The sequence below is a fragment of the Streptomyces sp. NPDC031225 genome (assembly GCF_055570355.1).
In genome coordinates, this window is the sequence record NZ_JBVIHJ010000008.1 from 309,646 (window position 1) to 332,353 (window position 22,708).

Below are 22,708 nucleotides of genomic sequence, written 5' to 3' on the forward strand. Positions count from 1 at the left end.
ACGGGACAACCTACCGGTTGGTACGCTCAACCGCTCCTTCCCTCAACGACGTTGGGAGGCACCATGCGCACCCGCCTCAGACGCGCCGTCGTCGCGGCCGTGGCCCTGTCCGCCGCCGTCGCCACGCTGCCGTCCGCAGCCGCGCAGAACCAGCACGGACAGGATCATCCGTCCCACGGCGGTCTGTCCGCCACCATCCGCTACACCGAGTACGGCATCCCGCACATCCTCGCCAAGAACTACGCCGACCTCGGCTTCGGCACCGGCTGGGCGCAGGCGGCCGACCAGGTGTGCACGCTCGCCGACGGTTTCGTGACCGTGCGCGGCGAGCGTTCCCGTTTCTTCGGGGCCGACGCGGCCTCCGACTCCGCGCTCTCCTCGGCCACGAAGAACCTGTCGAGCGATCTGTACTTCCGCGGGGTGCGGGAGACCGGCACCGTGGAGCACCTGCTGGCCACGCCCGCGCCGCGCGGCCCCAGCCGGGATGTGAAGGACCTGATGCGGGGCTTCGCGGCGGGCTACAACACCTGGCTGGCGAAGAACCGGATCACCGATCCCGCCTGCGAGGGCGCCGACTGGGTGCGTCCCGTGTCCGTCCAGGACGTGGCGGCGCGCAACTTCGCGCTGGCCGTCCTCGGCGGACAGGGCCGGGCCGTGGACGGCATCACGGCCGCACAGCCGCCCGCCTCCACGACGGCCGGGGCCAGAACGCCCGACGCCCAGGACACCGCCCGCGCCGCCCATGACCTCTTCGCCGCCGACTCCGCCGACATGGGCTCCAACGCCGTGGCCTTCAGCGGGGCCACGACGGCCAACGGCCGCGGGCTGCTGCTCGGCAACCCGCACTACCCCTGGCAGGGCGGCCGCCGCTTCTGGCAGTCGCAGCAGACCATCCCCGGTGAGCTGAACATCGCGGGCGGTTCGCTGCTCGGTTCGGCGACGGTCTCCATAGGTCACAACGCACATGTGGCGTGGAGCCACACCGTGGCCACCGGCGTCACCCTCAACCTGCACCAGCTGAGCCTCGACCCGGCCGACCCGACCACGTATCTCGTGGACGGCAGGCCGGAACGGATGACCCAGCGCCGGGTGACCGTCGCCGTCAAGGGCGGCGAACCGGTGACGAGGACCCAGTGGTGGACGCGGTACGGCCCCGTCGTCACCTCGCTCGGCGCCGCGCTGCCGCTGCCGTGGACGGCCACGACCGCGTACGCGCTCGGCGACCCGAACGCGGGCAACCTGCGCGCCTCCGACACGGCCCTCGGCTTCAGCAAGGCGCGCAGCACGGACGACGTGCTCGGCGCACTGAAGCGCACGCAGGGGCTGCCGTGGGTCAACACGATCGCCGCCGACTCGCGGGGCCACACCCTGTTCACCCAGTCCCAGGTGCTCCCCCGGATCACCGACGAGCTGGCCCAGCGCTGCTCCACCCCCCTGGGCAGGGTCACCTACCCGGCGTCGGGGGTGGCGATCCTCGACGGGTCACGCGGTGACTGTGCCCTGGGCAGTGATCCGGACGCCGTGCAGCCGGGCATCTTCGGGCCGTCGAGGATGCCGGTCCTCAAGGACGCGCCCTACGCGGAGAACTCCAACGACAGTGCCTGGCTCGCCAACGCCGAACGTCCGCTGACCGGTTACGAGCGGGTCTTCGGCACCGTGGGGACCCAGCGTTCGCTGCGCACGCGCGGTGCTGTGCAGGACGTGTCGGCGATGGCCGCGCGAGGTCGGTTGACCGTGCGGGACCTGCAGGCGCACCAGTTCGCCAACCGGGTGCCCGCGGGTGACCTCGTGGCGGCGGACGCGGCGAAGGCGTGTGCGGCTCTGCCCGGCGGCACGGCAACGGGCAGCGGCGGCAAGGTCGTTGACGTCACCGAGGCCTGCGGGGTGCTCGCGGGGTGGGACCGCACGGCGAACACCGACAGCCGGGGCGCGCTGCTCTTCGACCGGCTGTGGCGGAAGCTGCCCGTGTCCCAGCTGTGGACGGTGCCGTTCTCGGCTGCCGACCCGGTGAACACCCCGAACACCCTCAACACCGGCTCACCCGCCTTCGCGACGGCTCTCGCGGACACGGTCACCGAGCTGACGTCGGCCGGCATCCCGCTGGACTCCCGGCTCGGGGAGCACCAGTTCGTCGTACGGAACGGGAAACGCATCGCCGTTCCCGGCGGTACGGAGTCGCTGGGCGTGTGGAACAAGGTCGAGCCGGTGTGGGACCCGGCCGGCGGTGGATACACGGAGGTGTCGACCGGGTCCAGTTACATCCAGGCGGTGGGCTGGGACGGCGGCCGCTGCCCGGTGGCCCGGACCCTGCTGACGTACTCCCAGTCCGCGAACCCGAACTCGCCGCACTTCAGCGACCAGACGCGGCTGTTCTCGGCGGAGAAGTGGGTGACGTCCCGGTTCTGCGAGAAGGACATCCTGTCGTCGCCCGCCCTGAAGATCGTGCGGGTGCGCGGACACTGAGCCTGTGGTCCCGCCACACACGTGGCGGGACCACAGCACCACGCGGAGCGAGCCCCGGTCACACGGGCCGGGAACGGCCCTCCCAGTACGGGTCCCGCAGGCGCCGCTTGTACAGCTTGCCGTTGGGGTCGCGGGGCATCTCGGTGATGAAGTCGACGCTCTTGGGCCGTTTGTAGCCGGCGAGCTGCTCCGCGCAGTGGTCGAGGATCGCGGCGGCGAGGTCCGGTCCCGGTTCCTGGCCGGGCGCCGGTTCCACCACGGCCTTGACCTCCTCGCCCCAGTCGTCGTGCGGTATGCCGAAGGCGGCGGCGTCGGCGACGGCGGGGTGCTGGAGCAGGACGGACTCGATCTCGGCCGGGTAGATGTTGACCCCGCCCGAGATGATCATGTCGATCTTGCGGTCGCGCAGGAAGAGGTAGCCGTCCTCGTCGAGGAGGCCGAGATCGCCGACGGTGAAGAAGTCGCCGATGCGGTTCTTCTTCGTCTTGGCCTCGTCCTTGTGATAGGCGAAGCCGCCTGTGTTCATCTTCAGGTAGACGGTGCCGAGTTCACCGGGCGGCAGCCGGTTGCCGTCGTCGTCGAAGATCGCGAGTTCGCTGATGGGCCAGGCCTTGCCGACCGTGCCGGGTTTCTTCAGCCAGTCCTCGGCGGTCGCGAAGGCACCGCCCCCCTCGCTGGCCGCGTAGTACTCCTCCACGCAGGGCCCCCACCAGTCGAGCATCGCCCGCTTGACGTGGTCGGGGCAGGGAGCGGCCCCGTGGATGGCGTGCCGCATGGACGAGACGTCGTAGCGCGCCCGGACGTCCTCGGGCAGGGCGAGCAGGCGGTGGAACTGGGTCGGGACCATGTGGGTGTCGGTGCACCGATGCGCGTCGATCAGCCGCAGCATCTCCTCGGGCGTCCACTTGTCCATCAGCACCAGCGGGTGGCCGATGTGCAGGGACGCCGCCGCGAACTGCAGGACGGCCGTGTGGTACAGCGGCGAGCAGACGAGGTGGACGTCGTCACCGAAGGGCCGGATGCCGAAGATCCCGAGGAACCCGCCGAGGTACGCCTCCTCCGGGAGCTTCCCGAGCAGCGGACGCCGGATGCCGCGAGGGCGGCCCGTGGTGCCGGAGGTGTAGTTCATGACCCAGCCGAGCTCACGGTCCGCGGGCGCCGACTCCGGTTGCCCGTCGAGGAGTTCGGCGTACGGCCGGAAGCCATCGACCTCGCCGAGGGCGTAGCGCCGGTCCTTGGGAAGGCCGGCCTCGTCGGCGGCCCGGCGCGCGGTCTCCCCGAAACGTTCGTCAGCGATGAGCACCTTGGCACCCGAGTCGGCGACGATCCAGGCGATCTCGGGGGCGACGAAGTGGTGGTTGACCGGCACCAGGTAGAGGCCGGCCTGGCTGGCGGCGAGGTGCGCGGTGAAGAACTCCGCGCTGTTGGGCAGGACGACCGCGAAGGCGTCGCCGCGTTCGAGACCGGCGGCGCGCAGACCGTGGACCAGCTGGTTGGCGGCGGCGTGGAGGCGGCCGGCGGTCCAGGGCTCGCCGTCGGGGGCGATGAGGACCGTACGGGAGGGGTCCTGGGCGGCCTGGGCCCAGAAGCCCGCGGGGGGTGTGCTCGTCACTGGCCGCTCCTTCCGGCGATGCGGTTGATGCGATCGACGGCTTTCTCGAAGCCGCGGGTGAGGTCGTCGAAGACGGCCTGGACGCTGCGTTCGCTGTTCATCCGGCCCACGATCTGGCCGACGGGCGTGCCGAGGAGCGGCTCGACCTCGTACTTCTGGATGCGCGAGACGGCCTCGGCGACCAGCAGGCCCTGCAAGGGCATGGGGAGGGTGCCGGGCCCGTCGGCGGAGTCCCAGGCGTCGGTCCATTCGGTACGCAGCTGACGTGCGGGCTTCCCGGTCAGCGCACGGGAGCGCACGGTGTCGCCGGAACCGGCGGCGAGGAGTTTCTGTATGAGCCTGGGTGAGGTCAGTTCGGCCTCTGTGGTGGTCAGCCATATGGAGCCCAGCCACACACCCTGGGCCCCCAGTGCCAGTGCGGCCGCCACCTGCTGCCCGCTGCCGATGCCGCCCGCCGCCAGGACGGGCAGCGGGTCCACGGCGTCGACGACCTCCGGGGTGAGGACCATGGAGGCGATGTCACCGGTGTGGCCGCCGGCCTCGTAGCCCTGTGCGACCACGATGTCGATGCCGGCTTCCCGGTGCTTGACGGCGTGCCGGGCACTGCCCGCGAGGGCGGCGACGAGCACGTCCTGTTCGTGGGCGCGGTCCACCACGTCGGCGGGCGGCGATCCGAGGGCGTTGGCGAGCAGCCGGATCGGGTAGTCGAAGGCGACGTCCAGCTGACTGCGGGCGACCTGCTCCATCCAGCCCGTGATGCGCCACCCGGACGCCTCGCCCTCGGCGAGTTCGGGTACGCCGTATTTGGCGAGGGTGTCGTTGACGAACTGCCGGTGCCCCTCGGGGATCATCGCCTCGACGTCGGCCTCGGTCACCCCCTCGACCTTCCTGGCCGGCATGACCACGTCCAGGCCGTACGGCTTGCCGTCGACGTGGGCCTCGATCCAGTCGAGGTCGCGTTTGAGGTCGTCGGGTGCCGTGTAACGGACCGCGCCGAGCACTCCGAAACCGCCGGCCCGGCTGATGGCCGCGGCGACGGCGGGGAACGGCGTGAAGCCGAAGACGGCGTGCTCCAGTCCCAGTTTCTTGCTCAGCTCCGTCTGCATGGCCGCAGGATGCCGCAGTCCTCCGGACGACGGAAGAGGTTTTCTGATGCTCCGTCAGATTCAGGTCGCCGGATCTCCGTTCAGAGCTCCACGACGACCGTCGGGCAACCACCGCAGCAGACGGGCGCATCCGGCGAACGCGACCCGCGTGAAGGCCCGCGGCTGTTGCGCACCCGGCGGCCGACGGATCAGCCGGGCACGTCCAGCCGCTGGGTGCCCACGACCGACAGCAGCCGCAGTGCCTCTTCGGACGCCGAGCCCGGGGTGGCCGTGTAGATCACGACGCGCTGGTCGCGGTCGGCGATGTCCAGGACGTCGCAGTTCACCGTGACCGGGCCGACCAGGGGGTGGTCGAAGGTCTTGCAGAGGGTGGGGCGGGCCGTGACCTCGTGGGCGGCCCATATATGGGCGAACTCCGCGCTCCCGTCGAGGAGTTCCGCGACCAGGCCGGTGAGTTCGGGATCGTCGGGATAGCGGGCGGAGGCGGCGCGCAGTTGCTGGACCGAGGAGCGCGCGAACTCCTCACCGTCCGACACGCCGTAGAGCCGGCGCCCCTGCGGGTGCGGGCCGAGGAACGAACGGCGGACGAGGTTGCGGTCGCGGCGGGAGAGGGCGGAGAAGTCCTCCATGAGCGCCGCGGCCAGGTCGTTCCAGGCGATCACCTCATGGGACGCTGAGATGACGATCGCGGCGGCCTGCGGCAGCCGGTGCAGCAGGTCGACGATGCTCTGGCGCACCTCGCGCGAGGGGCCGGGCGGCGGGCCCGGCGGGGTGCCGGCGAGGTGGTGGAGGTGGTCGCGTTCGGCGTCCGACAGCCGCAGGGCGCGGACGACCTGCGCCAGGACCTCACGGGACGGGCGGGGCGCACGGGCCTGTTCGAGGCGGGTGTAGTACTCGGTGGAGATGTACGCCAGCTGTGCCACCTCCTCGCGGCGCAGTCCCGGGGTACGGCGGCGCGGTCCGGCGGGCAGTCCCACGTCGGCGGGGGTGATGCGCTCGCGTCGGATGCGCAGGAAGTCGGCCAGTTCTCGTCGGTCCACGGTCCCAGTGTGCGCGGGCACCGGGCCGCCGAGCCAGGTACCACCGGTGCCTGGATGAGTCCGGGCACCGGGCGCAGGCTCGTCGGCATGACCGACAAGACCACCACCACAGCCCTGCTCGCCGACAAGGTCGCCTTCGTCACCGGTGCCGGACGCGGTATCGGCGCCGCCGCCGCGCGGCTCTTCGCCCGGGAGGGAGCCAGGGTCCTGCTCGCGGCCCGCACCGAGAGCCAGCTCAAGGCGGTGACCGAGGAGATCCGCGCCGCGGGCGGCACGGCCGACCACGTCCACTGCGACCTGGCCGACCCCGCGAGTGTCCGCGCCGCCGTGGACCGGGCCGTCGAGCTGTACGGCAGGCTCGACGTCGCCTTCAACAACGGGGCGACCATCCAGCAGCCCGGGCCCATGGACCAGCTGGCCGAAGCCGACTTCGACCATGTATTCGCCGTCAATCTCAAGGGCCCCTGGCTGGCGATGAACGCCGAGATCGCCGCGATCCGGGCCACCGCCGGGACCGGCGCGATCGTCAACAACTCCAGTGTGGGCAGCCTGATGGCCAACCCGTGGCTGCCCGCGTACGGCGCCGCCAAGCGGGCGGTCAACAGCCTCACCGCGTCGGCCGCCGCCACGTACGGCCCGGAGGGCATCCGCGTCAACGCCATCGCCCCCGGCACCACGCTGACCGAGATGATCGACGAGTGGGAGACGGCCACTCCCGGCATCGTCGACGAGCTCACCGCCCGGACCCCGCTGGGCCGGGCCGCCGCTCCGGACGAGATCGCCGAGGCCGCCGCCTGGCTGCTCAGCGACCGGGCCTCCTACGTGACCGGGACGGTGCTGCGGGTCGACGGCGGCAGCCTGGCCTAGTCGGAGGAGGAGCCCTCCAGCACGGCCATGGCCGCGTTGTGCCCCGGCACCCCGCTCACCCCGCCGCCGCGCACCGCGCCCGCCCCGCACAGCAGCACGTTCGCGTGCCGGGTCTCCACACCCCAGCGGCCGGTGTCCGCCTGGGCGTACGGCCAGGACAGTTCGCGGTGGAAGATGTTGCCGCCGGGCAGCCGCAGGTCCCGCTCCAGGTCGAGCGGGGTCCTGGCCTCGATGCAGGGCCGGCCGTCCGCGTCGGTGGCCAGACAGTCGGCCAGCGGTTCGGCGAGGTGGGCGTCGAGCTGGGCGAGGGTCGCCGCCAGGAGTTCCTCGCGTACGGCGTCGTTGTCCCGGTCGAAGAGCCGGGCCGGGGTGTGCAGGCCGAACAGGGTGAGCGTCTGGAAACCCTGCTCGGCCAGGTCCGGGCCGAGGATCGACGGGTCGGTGAGCGAGTGGCAGTAGATCTCGGAGGGTGGGGCGGCGGGCAGGTGTCCGGCGGCGGCCTGGGCGTGGGCGGTGGCCAACTGCCGGTAACCCTCGGCGACGTGGAAGGTGCCCGCGAACGCCTCGCGCGGGTCGACGGAGTCGTCGCGCAGTCGTGGCAGGCGCTTGAGAAGCATGTTCACCTTGAGCTGGGCGCCCTCGGCGGGCGGGGGCGCCTGGTCGCCGGTGAGGGTGGCCAGGGCCTGCGGGGACGCGTTGACCAGGACGTGCCGGGCGTCGACCGCCCCCTCGCCGTCGGCGGTGCGGTACGTGATCTGCGCCGCGTGCCCGTCCGTGGAGATCCGCACGGCCTCGTGCCCGGTGGCGATGACCGCGCCCGCCTGCCGCGCCGCCGTCGCCAGCGCGTCGGTGAGGGCGCCCATGCCGCCGACGGGCACGTCCCAGGCGCCGGTCCCGCCGCCGATCACGTGGTAGAGGAAGCAGCGGTTCTGCTGGAGCGAGGGCTCGTGGGCGTCGGCGAACGTTCCGATCAGCGCGTCCGTCAGGACCACGCCCCGGACCAGGTCGTCGGCGAACCGGTTCTCCACGGCCACCCCGATCGGCTCCTCGAACAGGACCCGCCACGCCTCCTCGTCGTCCACCCGCAGGCGCAGTTCGTCCCGCGTGGGCAACGGTTCGGTGAGCGTGGGGAACACCCGCTGCGCTACGCGGCCGGTCATGCCGTAGAACCGCTGCCACTGCTCGTACTCGCGCTCGCCGCCGGTGAGATGGGCGAAGGCCTCCCTGGTGCGCCGCTCGCCGCCCCCGACGAGGAGGCCGGTCGGCCTGCCGTCGCGTTCGACCGGGGTGTACGACGACACGTTGCGGGTGCGGACGCGGAAGTCCAGACCGAGGTCCCGGACGATCTTCTTGGGCAGCAGGCTGACCAGGTACGAGTAGCGGGACAGCCGGGCGTCCACCCCGGTGAAGGGCCGGGTGGAGACCGCGGCGCCTCCCGTGTGCCCGAGCCGTTCGAGGACCAGTACGGAGCGTCCGGCCCGGGCCAGGTAGGCGGCCGCGACCAGGCCGTTGTGGCCGCCGCCGACGATGACGGCGTCGTAGCTCCGCTGGGGTCCCTCGTGTGCAGGCATGGTTCTTCGTAACACGTCGTGATCTAGCTCGGCCAGGGGGGAGGCGGCACCCGGCTCACCGGGTGCCCGACGCCCGTTGCTGCCGTAGCACCGCGACTCTGCGGTAGAGCTCCACCGCCTCCGCGCCCCGGCCGAGCTGCTCCAGGCAGTGGGCCTCGTCGTTGCGGCTGGCGAGGGTGTCGGGATGGTCTGCGCCCAGGACGCGTTCGCGGGCGGTGGCCACCCTGCCGTACTCGGTGAGGGCGTCCGTCCAGCGGCCGAGCCAGCCGAGGCCCACGGCGACCTCACGGCGGCTCACCAGGGTGTCCGGGTGGTCGGGACCCAGGACGCGTTCGCGGATCGCGCACACGTCGCGGGACTCGGCGAGGGCCTCCTCCCAGCGGCCGAGGCGGCCGAGGTTGACGCCGAGGCCGTGGCGGGCGCGCAGCGTCTCGGGGTGGGCGGAGCCGTGGATGCGGGTCCGGTCCTCGATCAGTTCGCGGTAGAGCTGGAGGGCCTCCGCGCTGCGGCCGAGGCGGCCGAGGCTGATGCCGACCTCGTAGCGGGCCGCGAGGGTGTCGGGGTGGTCGGGGCCGAGGGCCTGCGCGCGGGCCTCGGCGACCTCGTGATAGGTCCGCAGGGCTTCCTCCCAGCGTCCCAACTGTCCGAGGGCGTAGGCCACTTCGTACCGAGTGACGAGCGTGTCGGGGTGGTGGGCACCGAGGACCCGCACACGGGCGGCGGCCACCTCGCAGGCCATGCGGTACGAGTCCTCCAGTCGGCCCAGTCTGCTGAGGTTGAAGGCGAGGTTGTGGCGGCAGCGCAGGGTGTCGGGGTGGTCGGGGCCCATCCGGCTCTCCCGCGCGGCGAGCACCGAGTTGTAGACCTGGTGGGCGTCGAAGTGCCGGCCCAACTGGCCCAGGACGTACGCCATTTCCTGGCGGGCGGCGAGGGTGTCGGGGTGGTCGGCGCCCAGCGCGCGGGTCCTGGTCGCGGCCACGTGCTTGTACTCGCGCAGGGCGTCGGCTGCGCGGCCGGTGCGGCTGAGCGAGAAGGCGACCTCGTACCGGCTGGCCAGGGTGTCGGGGTGATCGGGTCCCAGCAGGTGCGCGCGCTCGGCGGCGACCGCGCGGTGCACCTCGCCGGCCTCGGCCCAGCGGCCCAGGCGGCCGAGACTGAGCCCCGCGTTGTGCCGTCCGGCGAGTGCGCTGACGGCCTGCGGGGAGGGCGCGGGCGGCTCGTCGGGCACGGACTGCTCGGCGCGGCCGTCGACGGGGCGGGCGATCCACTCGCCGGTGAGGCCGGCGCCGGCGTCCGGGGGTGTGACGGCGAGGCCGGCGCCGGTGGCCTTGTGGCCGGTGGTCATGCCGTGGGTCCAGGACGGCAGCCGGGTCTCACGGGGGCCGGCGGACGCGGGCGACTCCAGCGGCCGGAAGCCGGGCTGCTGGGTCACCACGGTGGGCACGTACGCCGGGGTGGTACGGCCCAGAGTGATCCGGCGGCCCAGCTCACGCGCGTCGTGCGGGCGTTCCTCCGGGAGCTTGGCCAGCAGGTCCAGGATGACCTTGTCGAGGTACTCGGGCAGTTCGGCGCGGTGGCTGCGCGGCGGGCGGGGCGGGGTGTCGCGGTGGCCGACGAGGATCGCCCACGCGTCCTCCAGGTCGAACGGCGGGGCGCCGGTGGCGATTTCGTAGAGCACACATCCCAGCGAGTACAGGTCGCTGCGCAGGTCGACCTCGGAACCCCCTATCTGCTCCGGCGACATGTAGTGCGGGGTGCCCATCGCGATGCCGGTGCCGGTCAGCCGGGAGGTGAAGCCGATGTCGTGGCCGAGGCGGGCGATGCCGAAGTCGCAGATCTTCACCGTGCCGTCGGTGAGGCGGACGATGTTCGCGGGCTTCAGGTCCCGGTGCACGATGCCCTGCTGGTGGGTGTAGGCGAGCGCGGCGGCGACCTGGTCGGCGATCTCGACGACGTCGGCGACGGGCAGCGGATGCTGCTTGTTGTCCTCCAGGAGCTGGCTGAGGTTGCGGCCGTCCAGGAGTTCCATCACCAGGTAGAGCACGCCGTCGGACTCGCCGAAGTCGTGGACGACGGTCACCCCGCGGTGGCTGAGGGCCGCGGCCACCCGTGCCTCACGCCGGAACCGCTCCCGCAGGACCCGGGTGAAGGTCTGGTCGTGGTGTGCGCCCATCGGCTTGAGGCACTTCACGGCGACATGACGGCCCAGCGACTCGTCGCGCGCCCGCCACACCTCGCCCATGCCCCCGCGCCCGATCAGATCGAGCAGTCGGTACCGCCCCTGGATGAGCCTGTTGTCCCCCATCTCCTGCGACCGCCCCCGTCATGTCCGCCCCGCCCTCCCCTGGCCCGTACCAGTATGGCGACCTATCGTCCGAGTTTGTACGGGGAGGGTCGGGAGCCCGGGCCGAGCCGGTCCATGGCCCGCAGGATGTGCTTGGGCGGGAGCTGCCAGCGCAGCCGGGCGGGAACGCAGCGCAGCAGGGTTCCGGTGGCGCGCAACTGGCGGGTGACGGTGGTGGGTTCGGGGGCTTTCCTGCCGTACAGCTCATGGGCGTACGGCGGCAGGGCGGCGTACGCCAGCTGCGCCACGCGCCGCCACAGCACCTCGCGCGCCGGGACGAGGAGGGGGTGCGTCGGGGGGCGGAGGAGGAAGTCGTCCACTTCGCGGGCCTCGGGCGTAGCGGCGAGCTCGGGGCGCACCTTCTCGAAGTAGGCGGCCATCTCGTCCTGCTTCACCGGTACGGCCTCGGGGTCGAGGCCGACCAGGCGGGCACTGACCCGGTGTTCGGACACGTATCGGTCCGCCTGCTCCTCCGTGAGGCGGAAGCCGGAGCGGCGGGCGACCTGGAGGTAGGAGTCGATCTCGGCGCAGTGCACCCACAGCAGGAGTTCCGGTTCGTCGACGCCGTAGCGCTCACCGGTGTCGGGGTCGGTCGCACCGAGCGCTTTGTGGATCCTGCGGACCTGGGCGCCGGCCTGCTCGGCGGCCTCGGCGGTGCCGTAGGTCGTGGTGGCGACGAAGTTCGCGATGCCCATGAGCCGGCCCCAGGCGTCGCGCCGGAAGCCGGAGTTCTGCGTGACCCCGCGTACGGCGCGCGGGTGCAGTGCCTGGAGGTAGAGCGCGCGGATACCGGCGACCCACATCATCGGGTCGCCGTGCAGCTGCCAGGTCACCGACTGTGGTGTGAACAGTCCGGGATCACCCATGCCCGCAGTGTGACCAGGATCGGTAGTTGGCACAAGGCAACCTTCGTGACCTGCACTGATGCCAAGTGGCTTCAACGGCTGGAGGCACGGATCAGGGAGATGGTTGGCACTTTGGTACAGCGCAGGTCACAAGGGGTGCCGCCGCACTTGGGCATCCAATCCAACTCGGGCGTTTCATTTGGATCATCGTGCTGACCAGATGAAGATGCCGGCGAGGTAGGACCTTGCTGCACTCACGGTAGGCCTGGTCCGCCGTACCGACGTGGAGTCTTCTTCGACGCGGGCTGCGGTGACCGCACTCGTGTGGGCTCGCGTGACGCAGGGCGACCACCTGCACAGCCCATCGGTGCAAGCGCTCCGCGATGCGCAGCAAAGTACCAAGCTCTTGGTATCCGCCATCGGGCGGTTGCAGACCCCCTGCAACCGCAGAGGAGCCGGACTCCGCTTCCTTCAATGCATCAGCGAATACGCCGATTGCCTCACCCAGACGCGCATTGAAGGGGACCGGTGTAGTTGAGAGGCCGGTCCATTTCCGGACACGCGACGCTGCTTGCGCGATTCGTCCGTCCGAAGATGTGGTCGGTCGACATATGGATGCCGACGGTACGGGCGCTGTCCCTCCCTGCTGTCGGCACTGCCGATTGCGGGAGCCCCGGCGGACTGTGCGGAAGGTCGGGAGCCCACTTCCTCTCCCCCGCCTACGTCGGGAGAAAGCTCAGCTCCGTCAGCGAGCAAACAGGCTGAGAGACGCCACGAGCAACATCGCCGCCTGATCACCCTTTGCCCGGACGGATCACGGCAACGGGGCAGTCCGCGTGGTGCAGTGCCGCCCGGCTGACCGGGCCCAGCAGTGCGCCCGCGAGGCGGTCCCGGTTTCGCGAGCCGACCACGACGAGCTGTGCTCGGGAGCTCGCCTCCACGAGCGCCCGGCAGAGCCCGCCTCGGACGCGGGCACGGTGCACGGTGACGTCCGGGTACTTCTCGCCCAGCACGGACAGAGCGTCGGCGAAGCCGTTGTGCGACCGGCTGTTCCACGTGGCCGTCCTGTCCAGCACGACCAGGTTCGCGCCACGGGACGACGCCTCGGCGTAGGCGAACTCCGCCGCTGTCAGTGCCTCCTGTGTGTGGCCGCCGACCAAAACGACGGGGCCGGTCGGGTCGGGCCTGCCTCGCACCACCAGCACCGGAGAACGTCCATGGGCTGCCAACTGCCCGGCCACCGAGCCACCTCGCAGTGAGCCGGACCTGCCCGGCGGACGGCTGCCCACCACCACTAGAGACGCCTCACGGGATCCGGACTCCAGCACCGCCACGGGGGAACCCATGAGGACTTCGTGCGTCACACGGACATGGGGCGCGGCGCGAAGGGCCCATCCCCCGGCCTCGGTCAACGCGCCCCTCACCACACGGCACGCCCCGGCCCCACCCTGGTCCCAGGGTGGAACACCGGACGGCACATGGGCCGACGACCACTCAATGGCGTGCGCCAACCGGAGTTCCACCCCGATTCGGTCAGCCTCGTGCGCCGCGGCCTCCACCGCGGCCATGCCCGACTGCGAGCCATCGACTCCTACTACGACCGGGCCGCTCATGTCGGTTCTCCCTTTCCCTTGCGCAGTCTCAGAACCTGGGGGCCTCGCTCAGCGGTTCACCGACGGGCGACCGCGTGCTGCCGGATCCGCAACCTTGCGGCGTCGGGCTCGGCGGCCTCGGTCCTGCTTCCCAGGCCTCGAGCCTCGCCCTCTGCGCCGCACCCCCGACAGGGGCCGGATGGGCCCCTCAAGCACGCCGTACGGCCCCCTCACCCCGTTCCGTCCGGTCACCGCAGGCCCTGGCCGCCGTGTAGAGCGCGAAATCGCCGAGGCGCTGCGGCAGTTGGGCAGCGTGTCGGCGAGGACCAGCGTCCTCACCCGGCACGCGGTGCCGACCGTGCGCCTGGTCAACCGTGTTGTGTACTACGGGACATCGTCATCCGTATCCACGAGGGGTCCGTCCAGCTCGTGACTGATCCCGGAGAACTGGCGTGCTGCCGGGCGATGTTGCGGCCTGGGTGGCAACGGCCGTGGAACGAACAGACGATCCGTATCCGCCCTGACGTGGTCACCGGCATCCGCTGGGGACGACGACCACGGGGCAGTGCGAGTGATGCAGGAGGGTGCGCGCGGCCGGCCCCAGGTGGCCGCCGTGCCGGCTGCCCGGCCGGTGCGATCCGATGACCACGACGACGGCGTCCCGGGTGGCCTCCACCATGGCCTTCGCCGGGGCGGTGTGAACCGTCCGGCTCTCCACCGCCACCCTCGGGCGGCTCTGCTGTCCCGGACTCGTCGCCGGTATCAGCGAGGGCAGTTCGGGATTCGTGTGCCGGTGCGTCCAGGAGTGCAGGACGCGCAGTTGCACGCCGCGCGACTCCGCCTCCTCAAGGGCGTAGAGGGCTGCCTCCGTGTCCGTGTCGGTCTCCAGACCGAGCAGTACATCGCGGCGGTCGTCGTGCGGGCATTCCCCGCGTACGACCAGCAGTGGACCGTGCGCCTGCGCGGCCAGCCGTGAACTCACCGCACCGCACACGAGACCGGCCAGTCCGCCGAGTCCCCGAGGGCCGACGACTGTGAGCACCGCGTCCGCGCTCTCCCGGGCCAGCGTTCGCACGACGCCGTCCGCTACGGCCCTGGTGTCCACGGGCAGGTCGGGGTGCCGTTCCCGCACGCGCGAGGCGGCGGACGCGAGAACCGGGCCGGCTTCGTCGCGGTCGAGCACGGCATACACCACGCGCAGCGCGATGCCGCGCCGTGCCGCTTCTTCCGCGGCCTGGTCCAACGCCCGTACGGAGACCAGTGAGCCGTCCACTCCGACGACCACGTGTGGGAGAGTCATGGACCTGCTTCCCTTCTGCGTGCTCAGGGTGTGCCCGGGACGTGTTCCTGGGCACGGGAGGCGCCGAAGGCGGGTTCGCGGCGGGCCAGGGGCGCCGCCCCGACGACCCGGGCCGGAGTGCCTCCACCGACGATGCTCGTCGTCCGCCGGCCCGCGGGGCAGGAGCCATGAGTACCCGTCAGAACGCCGAACGGCCCCTGGAACAGGGCCGTTCGGCTTGCGACGCAGGGAGGGGAAAGGGGCGCCCACCCGGACCATGCCGGACGGCGATGTCTGCGTCACACGGTGATCCGCCGTCCCGTGACCGCCTGCATGTCAACCCGCACCCACAGTTCGCGCTCGCCTCCCGACCACGGCCTGCTGTGGGCAACGTCCGCGAGCCGACGTACCTCGTCGGGGTCCGTCACCGCTCGGCCACGCCCGCGCACGAGCACACTCCAACCCCGGCTGAACGCGTCGTCGATGCGGTCGACCTCGAAGGCCACCCGATGGTCGACGGCCAGCGAAGGCGTCGCACCGGGGGCTGTCCGGAACACGATCGCGCCTTCGATGAAGCTGTAGTTGACCGGCACGACGACAGGTCCCGAATCGGTTGCCACCGCGATTCTCCCAACGCCGTGCGTGCCGAGCAGGGCCGTGCACTCGCCCGTGCTCAGCTCCGTGAACTCGGGTCTGCCAGCGGCCTGTTCAAGCCCGGGCGGCAGATCGACGGCTCCGCCGGCGAGTTCCGACACCGTGGTCTCCAAGACGTCGGCCAGGCAGAGGAGGGCGCCCCTGCTCGGCGCGGCACCAGGATGCTCCTCCAAGTACTTCAGGTAGCTGGGCGCCATGTCCGCCCGGGTGGCCGCCTCCGGGAGGGGCAGGCCCAGTTGCACGCGGCGGGTGGCGAGGCGGCGGCCCAGGTCACCCAGAGGTCGTTCCGCCGGCGTATCGGTGTTGGTCCGTGTCTGTTCGGGCATGGTCGTCACGTCTCTCGGCTTGCTGATGGTCAGGGGCGGGATCTCGGCTGCCAATACGAGTCCGGCGTCCCATCGCGCCGGTTCGCCCCGCACATCCAGCGTGACCTGTGCACGAGCGGACCGCTTGGGCCGGTCGGGCCATCGTCCCGACCGGACGGGCCCTGCTGGGTGCGGCACGTACCGGGGTCTGCCCTCGGAACTCCCCGCCCTTCCCTGAGCGCAGATTCGTCCAGGCCATCCACGCGCTCGATCCGTTCGTCGTTCCGTCTGCCACCAGCGCCCTGCCGGTCAAGATGGTCCGCCTCGTCTCACAGCCCGCGCAGCCAGTCGTCGCTCACGCCGTGCAGAGCGTGCTCGTCGGCCCGCACCCGTGCGTCGTCCAGCCGGTGGGTGAGTTTGTCGACCACGCCGACCACGCCGTCGATCTGGCGGGTCATCGAGACGGCGATATCCGTCTCGCTCCTGCGCTCCAGCCGGCCGGTGAGGGTGACGACTCCACGGAGACGTCGATGCCGTGGGGCGGCGCCCACAGGGTGCGCCCGAGCACGTCCTGGACGACCTCTTCATGGATCTCCGTGTCTGGCCGCAGGAAAACCTGGAGCAGGTCGCGGCGGGTGACGATGCCGACGAGCCGGTCCGCCTCGTCGAGAATCGGCAGGCGCTCGACGCGATGCTGGGCCATGGTCCGGGCGGCCTCGACGATGGTGTCGTCGGCGTGCACGGTGACCGGCGGCCCGGTCATCAGTTGACCGGCTGTACGGGCCTCGGTCTTCGCGGTCTGCTGCCGGCCGCCGCGTGTGAACGCGGCGAACCGCCGACGGCGCGGGGGTTCGTAGGGGTCGGGGGTCGTCGCCTGGCGGACCACGAGGTCCGTCTCGGAGATGACGCCGATCACCTTGTCGTCCTCGTCGACGACGGGCAGTCCGCTGATCCGGTGGGCGACGAGCAGTCGCGCCACCTCCTTGGACGGCGTACCGTATTCGGCTCGGACGACGTCACTGGTCATCACGGAGCCGACCTTGTTGTGCTTCATGGCTGATCCTCCTCAGCGGAGTCGACGCAGGTAGGGGTCGTGGGGCTGGCGCGGCAGCAGGCGGAGGTGTGCGTCGAGCACGGTGACCTGGTCCGGTGCCGCGAGGACCGGGTTGAAGTCGGCCTCGGCGAGCTGCGGCAGGTCGCTCGCCATCCGGGACAGGCGCAGCAGCAGTTGTTCCAGGGCTTGTAGGTCCACGGGGCCGCTGCCGTCCGCGCCGAACAGCAGTGGGGCGCAGCGCGGGGACGTGATCAGGTCGTGCACGTCGTGGTCGGTGAGCGGGGCGAGCCGGGCCGCGTGGTCGGCGAGTACCTCGGTGGCCGTACCGCCGAGTCCGAACAGGACGAGCGGCCCGAAGACCTCGTCCTGGACGACGCCGGCGAACAGTTCGGTGCCGCGGGCGGCGAGCGGCTGTACGACCACTCCGGTCATCAGGCCCGCGAACCGTGTCTCCAGGTCCCGGAACGCGGACCGGACTTGGGAGTCGCCCTGCAGGTCGAGGTGGACCGCGTGCTGCTGCGTCTTGTGTACAAGGCCGGGCCAGTGCGCCTTCATGACCACTCGTCCGTCGAAGCCGCGCAGCCGGTCCGCGGCCAGGACGGCGTCGTCCTCGGTCTCGGCCCAGGCCCACGGGATCTGCGGGATGCCGTAGCAGGCCAGCAGGTCGGCGCAGGTGCGCGGGTCGAGCAGGCCGCCGTCGGGATGCGCCCGCAGATGGTCCTCGACGATCGTGTGGGCGCGTTGGGTGTCGACGTCCGGGAGTTCCAGGACGGTGCCTGCGACACGGGCGAGCCAGGCCGCGCGGTGGGCCGCGTGGGCGAGTGCGCGGGCCGCCGTGTGCGGTTCGGCGTAGGAGGGGATCGTGCCGCCGTCGGCGGGCAACAGCTCGACCTGCAGGGCTTGTTCCAGGCGTACGACGGCGACCGGTCGGGCCCGGCGTGCGGATGCCCGGGTGAGCGCCCGGACCAGGTCGTCGCCGGTCGCCTCGGCGGCCGCGGTGGGGACGAGGGCCACCAGCACCGAGTCGATGCCCGGACACTTCACGAGCCGGTCCAGGCACGCGCCGAGTTGTTCCTCGCTCACCGCGGCGGTGGCGTCGACCGGGTTTCCGACCACGGCCCCCTCGGGCAGTACGGCGACCAGGTCGGCGACCGTCTCGGGGCTGAGCGGCGGCAGGGTGAGCCCTGCCTCGGCGCAGGCGTCCGCTGCCAGGACGCCCACGGCGCCCGCGTTGGTGACGATCGCGACCCGGGAACCCTCGGGCAACGGCTGGGAGTGCAACAGGGCCGCGGTTTCCAGAAGTTCACCGATCGAGCGGGTCGCGGTGATACCGGCCTGGGTGAACAGGGCCTGGCGGGTCATGGTGCGAGTGGCGGCGGCCGCGGTGTGCGAGGCGGCGACTCGGCGGCCGGCGTCGGTGCGGCCCGCATCGACGGTGAGCACCGGCATGCGGCGGGTCACCCGGCGGGCGGTCCGGGAGAAGGCCTGCGGGTTCCCGAAGGACTCCAGGTGCAGCAGGGCGAGGTCGGTGGTGCCGTCGCTCTCCCACCACTGGAGTATGTCGTTGCCGCTGACGTCGTACTTGTCGCCGAGGGAGGCGAAGGTCGAGACGCCGATGCCCAGTCGGGACAGGCCTTCGAGCAGGGCGATCCCGACGCCCCCGGACTGCACGGCGACGCCCGCCGTGCCGGGGCTCGGGTGGTTGGCGGCGAACGTGGCGTCGAGCCGCAGTTCCGGATCGGTGTTGGAGATACCCAGGCAGTTGGGGCCCACCAGGCGCATGCCGTAGGTGCGGCAGGCGGTCAGCAGCGCCTGCGACTGGTGGCCGTCGAGACCGGCGGTCACCACGAGCAGTGCCCGCACACCGGCCTTGCCGCACTCCACGGCGGTGGCCGGGACCGCGGCGGCGGGTACGGCGACGACCACCAGGTCCGGCGTCATGGGCAGGGCGCTGACGGAAGAGTGGGACGAGATGCCCAGGATGGAGGTGGCACTCGGGTTCACCGCGAAGAGGCGCCCGGTGAAGCCGCCGGAGCGCAGGTGGTGGAGGATCGCGCGGCCGATCGAGCCAGGCCGGCGTCCGGCACCGACGACCGCGACGACGCCCGGCCGGAACAGGGGCGTAAGGCTGGCCACGTCGGCTGCCCGGCCTCGGGTCTCCACGGCGGAGAGGTAGGTGTCGTCCTCGGTGAGCCGGATGGTGCAGCGCATCTCCGGGCCGTCGAAGCGGCGCTCCGTGCGCAGCCCCAAGTCGGCGAAGAGGCGGAGCACCTCGTGGTTCTCGCTGAGCGCGTCGACGGTGAAGGTGACGATGCCCTCGGCGCGGGCCGCGGAGACAAGGTGCTCGACGAGCAGGGTGCCGACACCACGGTGGTGCAGGCCGTCGGCGACGGCGACGGAGATCTCCGCGGAGTCCTTGTCGTCGGCCCCCGTGTCGTACTCGGCGAGGCCGATGACGCGGCCATGAGTCTCAGCCAGCAGGGCGCGATAGCCCGGGTGAGGCTGGGCGCTGGCCCGGTCGGCGGCCAGGGCTCCCGACCGCCGGCTCGCCGCGAAGAACCTGAGCCGCAGGTTCTCCGGGGACAACTCCTTGTAGAACCGTTCCAGTTGACCGTGGTCTCCTGGCGCCACGGGGCGGACGCACACAGTGGTGCCGTCCGCGAGCAGCGCGTGGACCGGGGATCGGTTGAGCACGTCGTCCGTCATCAGGGATCTCCTCCAGGGCTTTGTCTCGGCACTTCGAGCATCGAGCGGATCGGCGAGGGGGCCCATGGGCTGTCCGGGGTGTACCGGGGGCCGGTCGGGCCAACCTTCTCCGCCGGTCGTCCGTGACATGCGGAGGGGACCGGCGTCCCACGGCGCCGGTCCCCTCCGGGACATGTCAGTCGTCGGCGACGAGGGCCGTGAGGTCGAGGAGCCGGTTGGTGTAGCCCCACTCGTTGTCGTACCAGCCGAAGACCTTGACGAGCGTGCCGTTGGCCTGGGTGAGGGCCGGGTCGAAGATGCACGAGGCGGGGTCGCCGATGACGTCACGGGACACGATGGGCGCCTTCGACACCCGGAGGATGCCGTTGAGCGGTCCGTCGGCGGCCACGGTGAACGCCTCGTTGACCTCGTCCGCGGTCGCCTCGCGGTTCAGGACCACGGCGAGGTCGGTGAGCGAGCCGTCCTCGACGGGGACTCGGACGGCGATGCCGTCCAACGCCCCTGCCGTCTCCGGTATGACGAGGCCGACCGCGCGGGCGGCTCCGGTGCTGGTCGGGATGATGTTCAGCGCGGCCGAGCGGGCCCGGCGCAGGTCCTTGTGCGGGCCGTCGAGCAGGGACTGGTCGTTGGTGTAGGCGTGAATGGTGGTCATCATGCCGCGCTCGACACCGAAGGCGTCGTGGAGCACCTTCATCATCGGTGCGACGCAGTTGGTGGTGCAGGAGGCGGCGGAGACGATCCGGTCGCGATGGCGGTCGTACGTGTCGTGGTTGACGCCCAGGACGATGGTGGCGTCCACGTCCTTGCCCGGCGCCGACAGCAGCACGGTGTGGGCGCCGCTCTTAAGGTGCAGGGCCGCGGAGTCACGGTCGCGGAAGCGGCCCGTGCACTCGACGACAACGCCGGCGCCGTAGTCGGACCAATGCAGGGCGGCCGGGTCACGTTCGGCGCTGACGGCGATGCGTCGCCCGTCGACCGTGATCGAGCTGTCGTCGTGCTGGACGTCGCGGCCGATACGGCCGAACGTCGAGTCGTACTCCAGCAGGTGGGCCAGGGTGGCGGGCGAGGTGATGTCGTTGATCGCGACCACCTCGACGTCCTGGGTGCCCGCCTCGGCGCGGTCGAGTGCCGCGCGCAGATAGGTGCGGCCTATGCGGCCGAAGCCGTTGATGCCGACGCGTACGGTCATGACGGTGAACTCCTTTGGTGAGTGGTCGGTTGAGGCGTTCCAGGGCTGGTCCACGACCTCGCGCAGATCGACGCAGTGAGGCCAGGCAGTGCGTACGGCCTCAGGGCGCTGGTCCAGGAACCTGGTCGACGGAGCCGGCGTCCGGGTGCGAGAAGCCGCCGTGCCTGGACCTCCGGCGGTCACACCCGTTCGGGCACGATCACGACAGGGCAGGCGGAGTGGTGCAGCACCCCGTGGGCCACCCGGCCCAGTTGGATCCCGTAGTGCCCAGGGCGGCGCTTGGCTCCGATGACCAGAAGGTCCGCGTCCCGCGAGGCGTCCACGAGCACGGTCCGGGTGCGGCCCTCGACGACACGGCGGTGTGACGCGACATCGGCGGGAGCGTCCTGGAGCGCCGCTTCCAGGGCTTCCACCGCCTGCTGCTCGTGCAGTCGGGTGAGTTCTCCGACGAGCAGTGGAAAATCGGTGCTCTCGCGCGCGGGCCACCGCCAGGCGCGTACGGCGTCCACCGGCACCCCGCGTCGCCGCGCCTCCTCGTAGGCGAAGCGCACCGCCGCCGAGCCCGTCGGCTTCTCTCCGACACCCACGACGACACGGCCGTGCGTGCCGGTCGGGGCCTGGTCATCGTGGTTGCCGCGCACGACGACCATCGGGCACTGCGCGTGCCCGGCCACGATCAGGCTCACCGAGCCCAGCAGTGTCTCGGCGAGCCCGCTGCGGCCACGCGTGCCCGTCACCAGGAGCGAGGCGGTCCGGCTCTCCCGCACCAGCGCGTACTCGGGTTCCTCGGGCAGTACGTCGGTGGAGACCTTCACATCGGGCTGTCGGTGACCAGCGCGCCGGGCGGCCGTATCGACGATGTCCTCGGCTCGTACCTGCTCAGACGGTTTGTTCAGGTCCGTGGCGAGCGAGGTGCCCTCGTATCGTTCCCACAGCGACGCGTACACCAGCCGTAGCGGTGCCCCGCGCAGTACGGCCTCGTCGGCGGCCCAGTCGACGGCGCGCAGGCCGGGCTCGGAGCCGTCGACGCCGACGATGATCGGGAGGTGCATCGTCCTCACCGTCCCGTACCGAGGTCGAAGACGATCCGGGCTTTGACGTCGCCGCGCAGCACGTCGTCGATGGACTCGTTGACGGAGTCCAGCAGGCGCGTCTCGCTGATCACCCTGGTCCGGCCGGCCGCGTGCAGCTGGAAGACCTCGGTGAGGTCCTGCCGGGTGCCGACGATCGAGCCGATGACCGAGGTGCCGTTCAGCACGGTGTCGAAGATCGGGACCTGGATGCTGCCGTGCGCGGGCACGGCGACCATGACGAGCTTCCCGCCGCGCCGCAGACCGGAGTTGACTGCGGCGAACGCGGACTCGTTCACGGCGAGGGCGATCGCCGCGTGCGCGCCGCCGTGCCGCTTGAGGACCTCTCCGACGTTCTCCTTGCGGGCGTCGATGACGAGGTCGGCGCCGAGCGCGGTGGCGAGTTCGAGCTTCTCGTCGGTGACGTCGATCGCCGCGACGGTGGCCCCGGCGATCTTCGCGTACTGCACCGCCAGGTGCCCGAGCCCGCCGACACCGGAGATCGCGACGAGTTGCGCGGACCGCGCGCCGGCGACCTTGACGGCCTTGTACGTGGTGACGCCGGCGCAGCTCAGCGGGGCGGCGTCCACGGCACTCACGCCGTCGGGCACCGGCTGGGCGAAGTCGGCCCAGGCCGCCATCTTCTCGGCGTACCCGCCGTCGCAGCCGTACCCGGTGTTGATCTGCTGCTCGCACAGCGTCTCCCAACCGGACAGGCAAGGCTCGCACCGCCCGCAGGCCCAGCCAAGCCACGGCACGGCCACCCGCTGCTCGACGGACAGATGGGTGACGCCGTCGCCGAGCTTCTCGACGAGGCCGACGCCCTCATGGCCGGGCACGAAGGGCGGGTTCGGCTTGACCGGCCAGTCGCCGTGGGCGGCGTGGATGTCGGTGTGGCACAACCCGGACGCCTCGACGCGCACGCGGACCTGGCCGGGGCCGGGCTCGGGGTCGGGGCGGTCCTCGATGACGAGGGGTTCGCCGAAGGCTCGTACGACCGCTGCCTTCATG

Annotated in this window: 15 protein-coding genes and 1 pseudogene; 2 read left to right on the forward strand and 14 right to left on the reverse strand. The window is 71.6% G+C overall.

Features of this window, described 5'->3' with window-relative positions:
* Positions 1-63: 63 nt before the first annotated feature.
* Positions 64-2,463 (forward strand): penicillin acylase family protein, encoded by a 2,400-nt coding sequence (locus ACZ48Z_RS16850; RefSeq protein ID WP_468736600.1) that lies wholly within the window; start codon positions 64-66, stop codon positions 2,461-2,463.
* Between the two features lie 58 nt (positions 2,464-2,521).
* Here the strand turns inward: ACZ48Z_RS16850 and ACZ48Z_RS16855 are convergent, their stop codons facing one another.
* From ACZ48Z_RS16855 to ACZ48Z_RS16865, 3 genes are all read right to left on the reverse strand, one after another.
* Positions 2,522-4,075: an acyl-CoA synthetase gene (locus ACZ48Z_RS16855; RefSeq protein WP_468736601.1), complete on the reverse strand. Its 1,554-nt coding sequence runs from the start codon at positions 4,073-4,075 to the stop codon at positions 2,522-2,524.
* Positions 4,072-5,181, reverse strand: coding sequence for a nitronate monooxygenase (locus tag ACZ48Z_RS16860; RefSeq protein ID WP_468736602.1), 1,110 nt, complete (start codon positions 5,179-5,181; stop codon positions 4,072-4,074). Before ACZ48Z_RS16860 ends, ACZ48Z_RS16855 begins: the two co-directional genes overlap by 4 nt.
* A gap of 188 nt (positions 5,182-5,369) precedes the next feature.
* On the reverse strand, positions 5,370-6,221 hold the full coding sequence (locus ACZ48Z_RS16865; RefSeq protein WP_468736603.1) for a helix-turn-helix transcriptional regulator: 852 nt from the start codon (positions 6,219-6,221) through the stop codon (positions 5,370-5,372).
* A 54-nt stretch (positions 6,222-6,275) separates the two neighbouring features.
* Here ACZ48Z_RS16865 and ACZ48Z_RS16870 point away from each other — a divergent pair, with 54 nt between their 5' ends.
* Positions 6,276-7,088, forward strand: coding sequence for an SDR family NAD(P)-dependent oxidoreductase (locus tag ACZ48Z_RS16870; RefSeq protein ID WP_468736604.1), 813 nt, complete (start codon positions 6,276-6,278; stop codon positions 7,086-7,088).
* Here the strand turns inward: ACZ48Z_RS16870 and ACZ48Z_RS16875 are convergent.
* The 11 genes and pseudogenes from ACZ48Z_RS16875 to ACZ48Z_RS16925 all read right to left on the reverse strand — a co-directional run bounded on the left by ACZ48Z_RS16875 (position 7,085) and on the right by ACZ48Z_RS16925 (position 22,707).
* Positions 7,085-8,659 carry a phytoene desaturase family protein gene (locus ACZ48Z_RS16875; protein WP_468736605.1) on the reverse strand — a complete coding sequence of 525 codons (1,575 nt, stop codon included), beginning with the start codon at positions 8,657-8,659 and terminating at the stop codon, positions 7,085-7,087. The genes ACZ48Z_RS16870 and ACZ48Z_RS16875 overlap by 4 nt on opposite strands.
* Before the next feature lie 55 nt (positions 8,660-8,714).
* On the reverse strand, positions 8,715-10,964 hold the full coding sequence (locus tag ACZ48Z_RS16880) for a serine/threonine-protein kinase (protein ID WP_468736606.1): 2,250 nt from the start codon (positions 10,962-10,964) through the stop codon (positions 8,715-8,717).
* A gap of 62 nt (positions 10,965-11,026) precedes the next feature.
* Positions 11,027-11,869: an oxygenase MpaB family protein gene (locus ACZ48Z_RS16885; RefSeq protein WP_468736607.1), complete on the reverse strand. Its 843-nt coding sequence runs from the start codon at positions 11,867-11,869 to the stop codon at positions 11,027-11,029.
* A 773-nt stretch (positions 11,870-12,642) separates the two neighbouring features.
* Entirely contained in the window at positions 12,643-13,461 is an 819-nt protein-coding gene (locus tag ACZ48Z_RS16890) for a universal stress protein (RefSeq protein WP_468736608.1), read from the reverse strand.
* Between the two features lie 508 nt (positions 13,462-13,969).
* Positions 13,970-14,740 (reverse strand): universal stress protein, encoded by a 771-nt coding sequence (locus ACZ48Z_RS16895; protein WP_468736609.1) that lies wholly within the window; start codon positions 14,738-14,740, stop codon positions 13,970-13,972.
* Positions 14,741-15,018: 278 nt separating this feature from the next.
* Complete coding sequence (locus ACZ48Z_RS16900; protein WP_468736610.1) at positions 15,019-15,699, reverse strand: helix-turn-helix domain-containing protein; 681 nt, start codon at positions 15,697-15,699, stop codon at positions 15,019-15,021.
* Between the two features lie 308 nt (positions 15,700-16,007).
* Positions 16,008-16,732, reverse strand: a pseudogene (locus ACZ48Z_RS16905) (CBS domain-containing protein).
* Positions 16,733-16,744: 12 nt separating this feature from the next.
* Positions 16,745-19,438, reverse strand: a complete 2,694-nt coding sequence (locus tag ACZ48Z_RS16910; RefSeq protein WP_468736611.1) for a bifunctional acetate--CoA ligase family protein/GNAT family N-acetyltransferase — start codon at positions 19,436-19,438, stop codon at positions 16,745-16,747.
* Positions 19,439-19,613: 175 nt separating this feature from the next.
* A complete protein-coding gene (gene gap, locus ACZ48Z_RS16915) occupies positions 19,614-20,627 on the reverse strand; it encodes a type I glyceraldehyde-3-phosphate dehydrogenase (protein WP_468736612.1) in 1,014 nt (337 codons plus the stop codon).
* A 179-nt stretch (positions 20,628-20,806) separates the two neighbouring features.
* The gene (locus tag ACZ48Z_RS16920) at positions 20,807-21,679 is read right to left on the reverse strand and encodes a universal stress protein (RefSeq protein WP_468736613.1); all 873 of its coding nucleotides are present in this window, start codon (positions 21,677-21,679) and stop codon (positions 20,807-20,809) included.
* A gap of 5 nt (positions 21,680-21,684) precedes the next feature.
* Positions 21,685-22,707 carry a zinc-dependent alcohol dehydrogenase gene (locus ACZ48Z_RS16925; protein ID WP_468736614.1) on the reverse strand — a complete coding sequence of 341 codons (1,023 nt, stop codon included), beginning with the start codon at positions 22,705-22,707 and terminating at the stop codon, positions 21,685-21,687.
* Between the last annotated feature and the right edge of the window lies 1 nt (position 22,708).

Bases quoted from the DNA above. Each gene is read 5' to 3' on its own strand.
- ACZ48Z_RS16870 (WP_468736604.1), top strand. From the start codon at position 6,276: ATGAGTCCGGGCACCGGGCGCAGGCTCGTCGGCATGACCGACAAGACC.
- ACZ48Z_RS16860 (WP_468736602.1), bottom strand. From the start codon at position 5,181: ATGCAGACGGAGCTGAGCAAGAAACTGGGACTGGAGCACGCCGTCTTC.
- gap (WP_468736612.1), bottom strand. From the start codon at position 20,627: ATGACCGTACGCGTCGGCATCAACGGCTTCGGCCGCATAGGCCGCACC.
- ACZ48Z_RS16920 (WP_468736613.1), bottom strand. From the start codon at position 21,679: ATGCACCTCCCGATCATCGTCGGCGTCGACGGCTCCGAGCCCGGCCTG.
- ACZ48Z_RS16850 (WP_468736600.1), top strand. From the start codon at position 64: ATGCGCACCCGCCTCAGACGCGCCGTCGTCGCGGCCGTGGCCCTGTCC.
- ACZ48Z_RS16880 (WP_468736606.1), bottom strand. From the start codon at position 10,964: ATGGGGGACAACAGGCTCATCCAGGGGCGGTACCGACTGCTCGATCTG.
- ACZ48Z_RS16925 (WP_468736614.1), bottom strand. From the start codon at position 22,707: ATGAAGGCAGCGGTCGTACGAGCCTTCGGCGAACCCCTCGTCATCGAG.
- ACZ48Z_RS16890 (WP_468736608.1), bottom strand. From the start codon at position 13,461: ATGAGCGGCCCGGTCGTAGTAGGAGTCGATGGCTCGCAGTCGGGCATG.
- ACZ48Z_RS16900 (WP_468736610.1), bottom strand. From the start codon at position 15,699: ATGCCCGAACAGACACGGACCAACACCGATACGCCGGCGGAACGACCT.
- ACZ48Z_RS16910 (WP_468736611.1), bottom strand. From the start codon at position 19,438: ATGACGGACGACGTGCTCAACCGATCCCCGGTCCACGCGCTGCTCGCG.
- ACZ48Z_RS16895 (WP_468736609.1), bottom strand. From the start codon at position 14,740: ATGACTCTCCCACACGTGGTCGTCGGAGTGGACGGCTCACTGGTCTCC.
- ACZ48Z_RS16875 (WP_468736605.1), bottom strand. From the start codon at position 8,659: ATGCCTGCACACGAGGGACCCCAGCGGAGCTACGACGCCGTCATCGTC.
- ACZ48Z_RS16885 (WP_468736607.1), bottom strand. From the start codon at position 11,869: ATGGGTGATCCCGGACTGTTCACACCACAGTCGGTGACCTGGCAGCTG.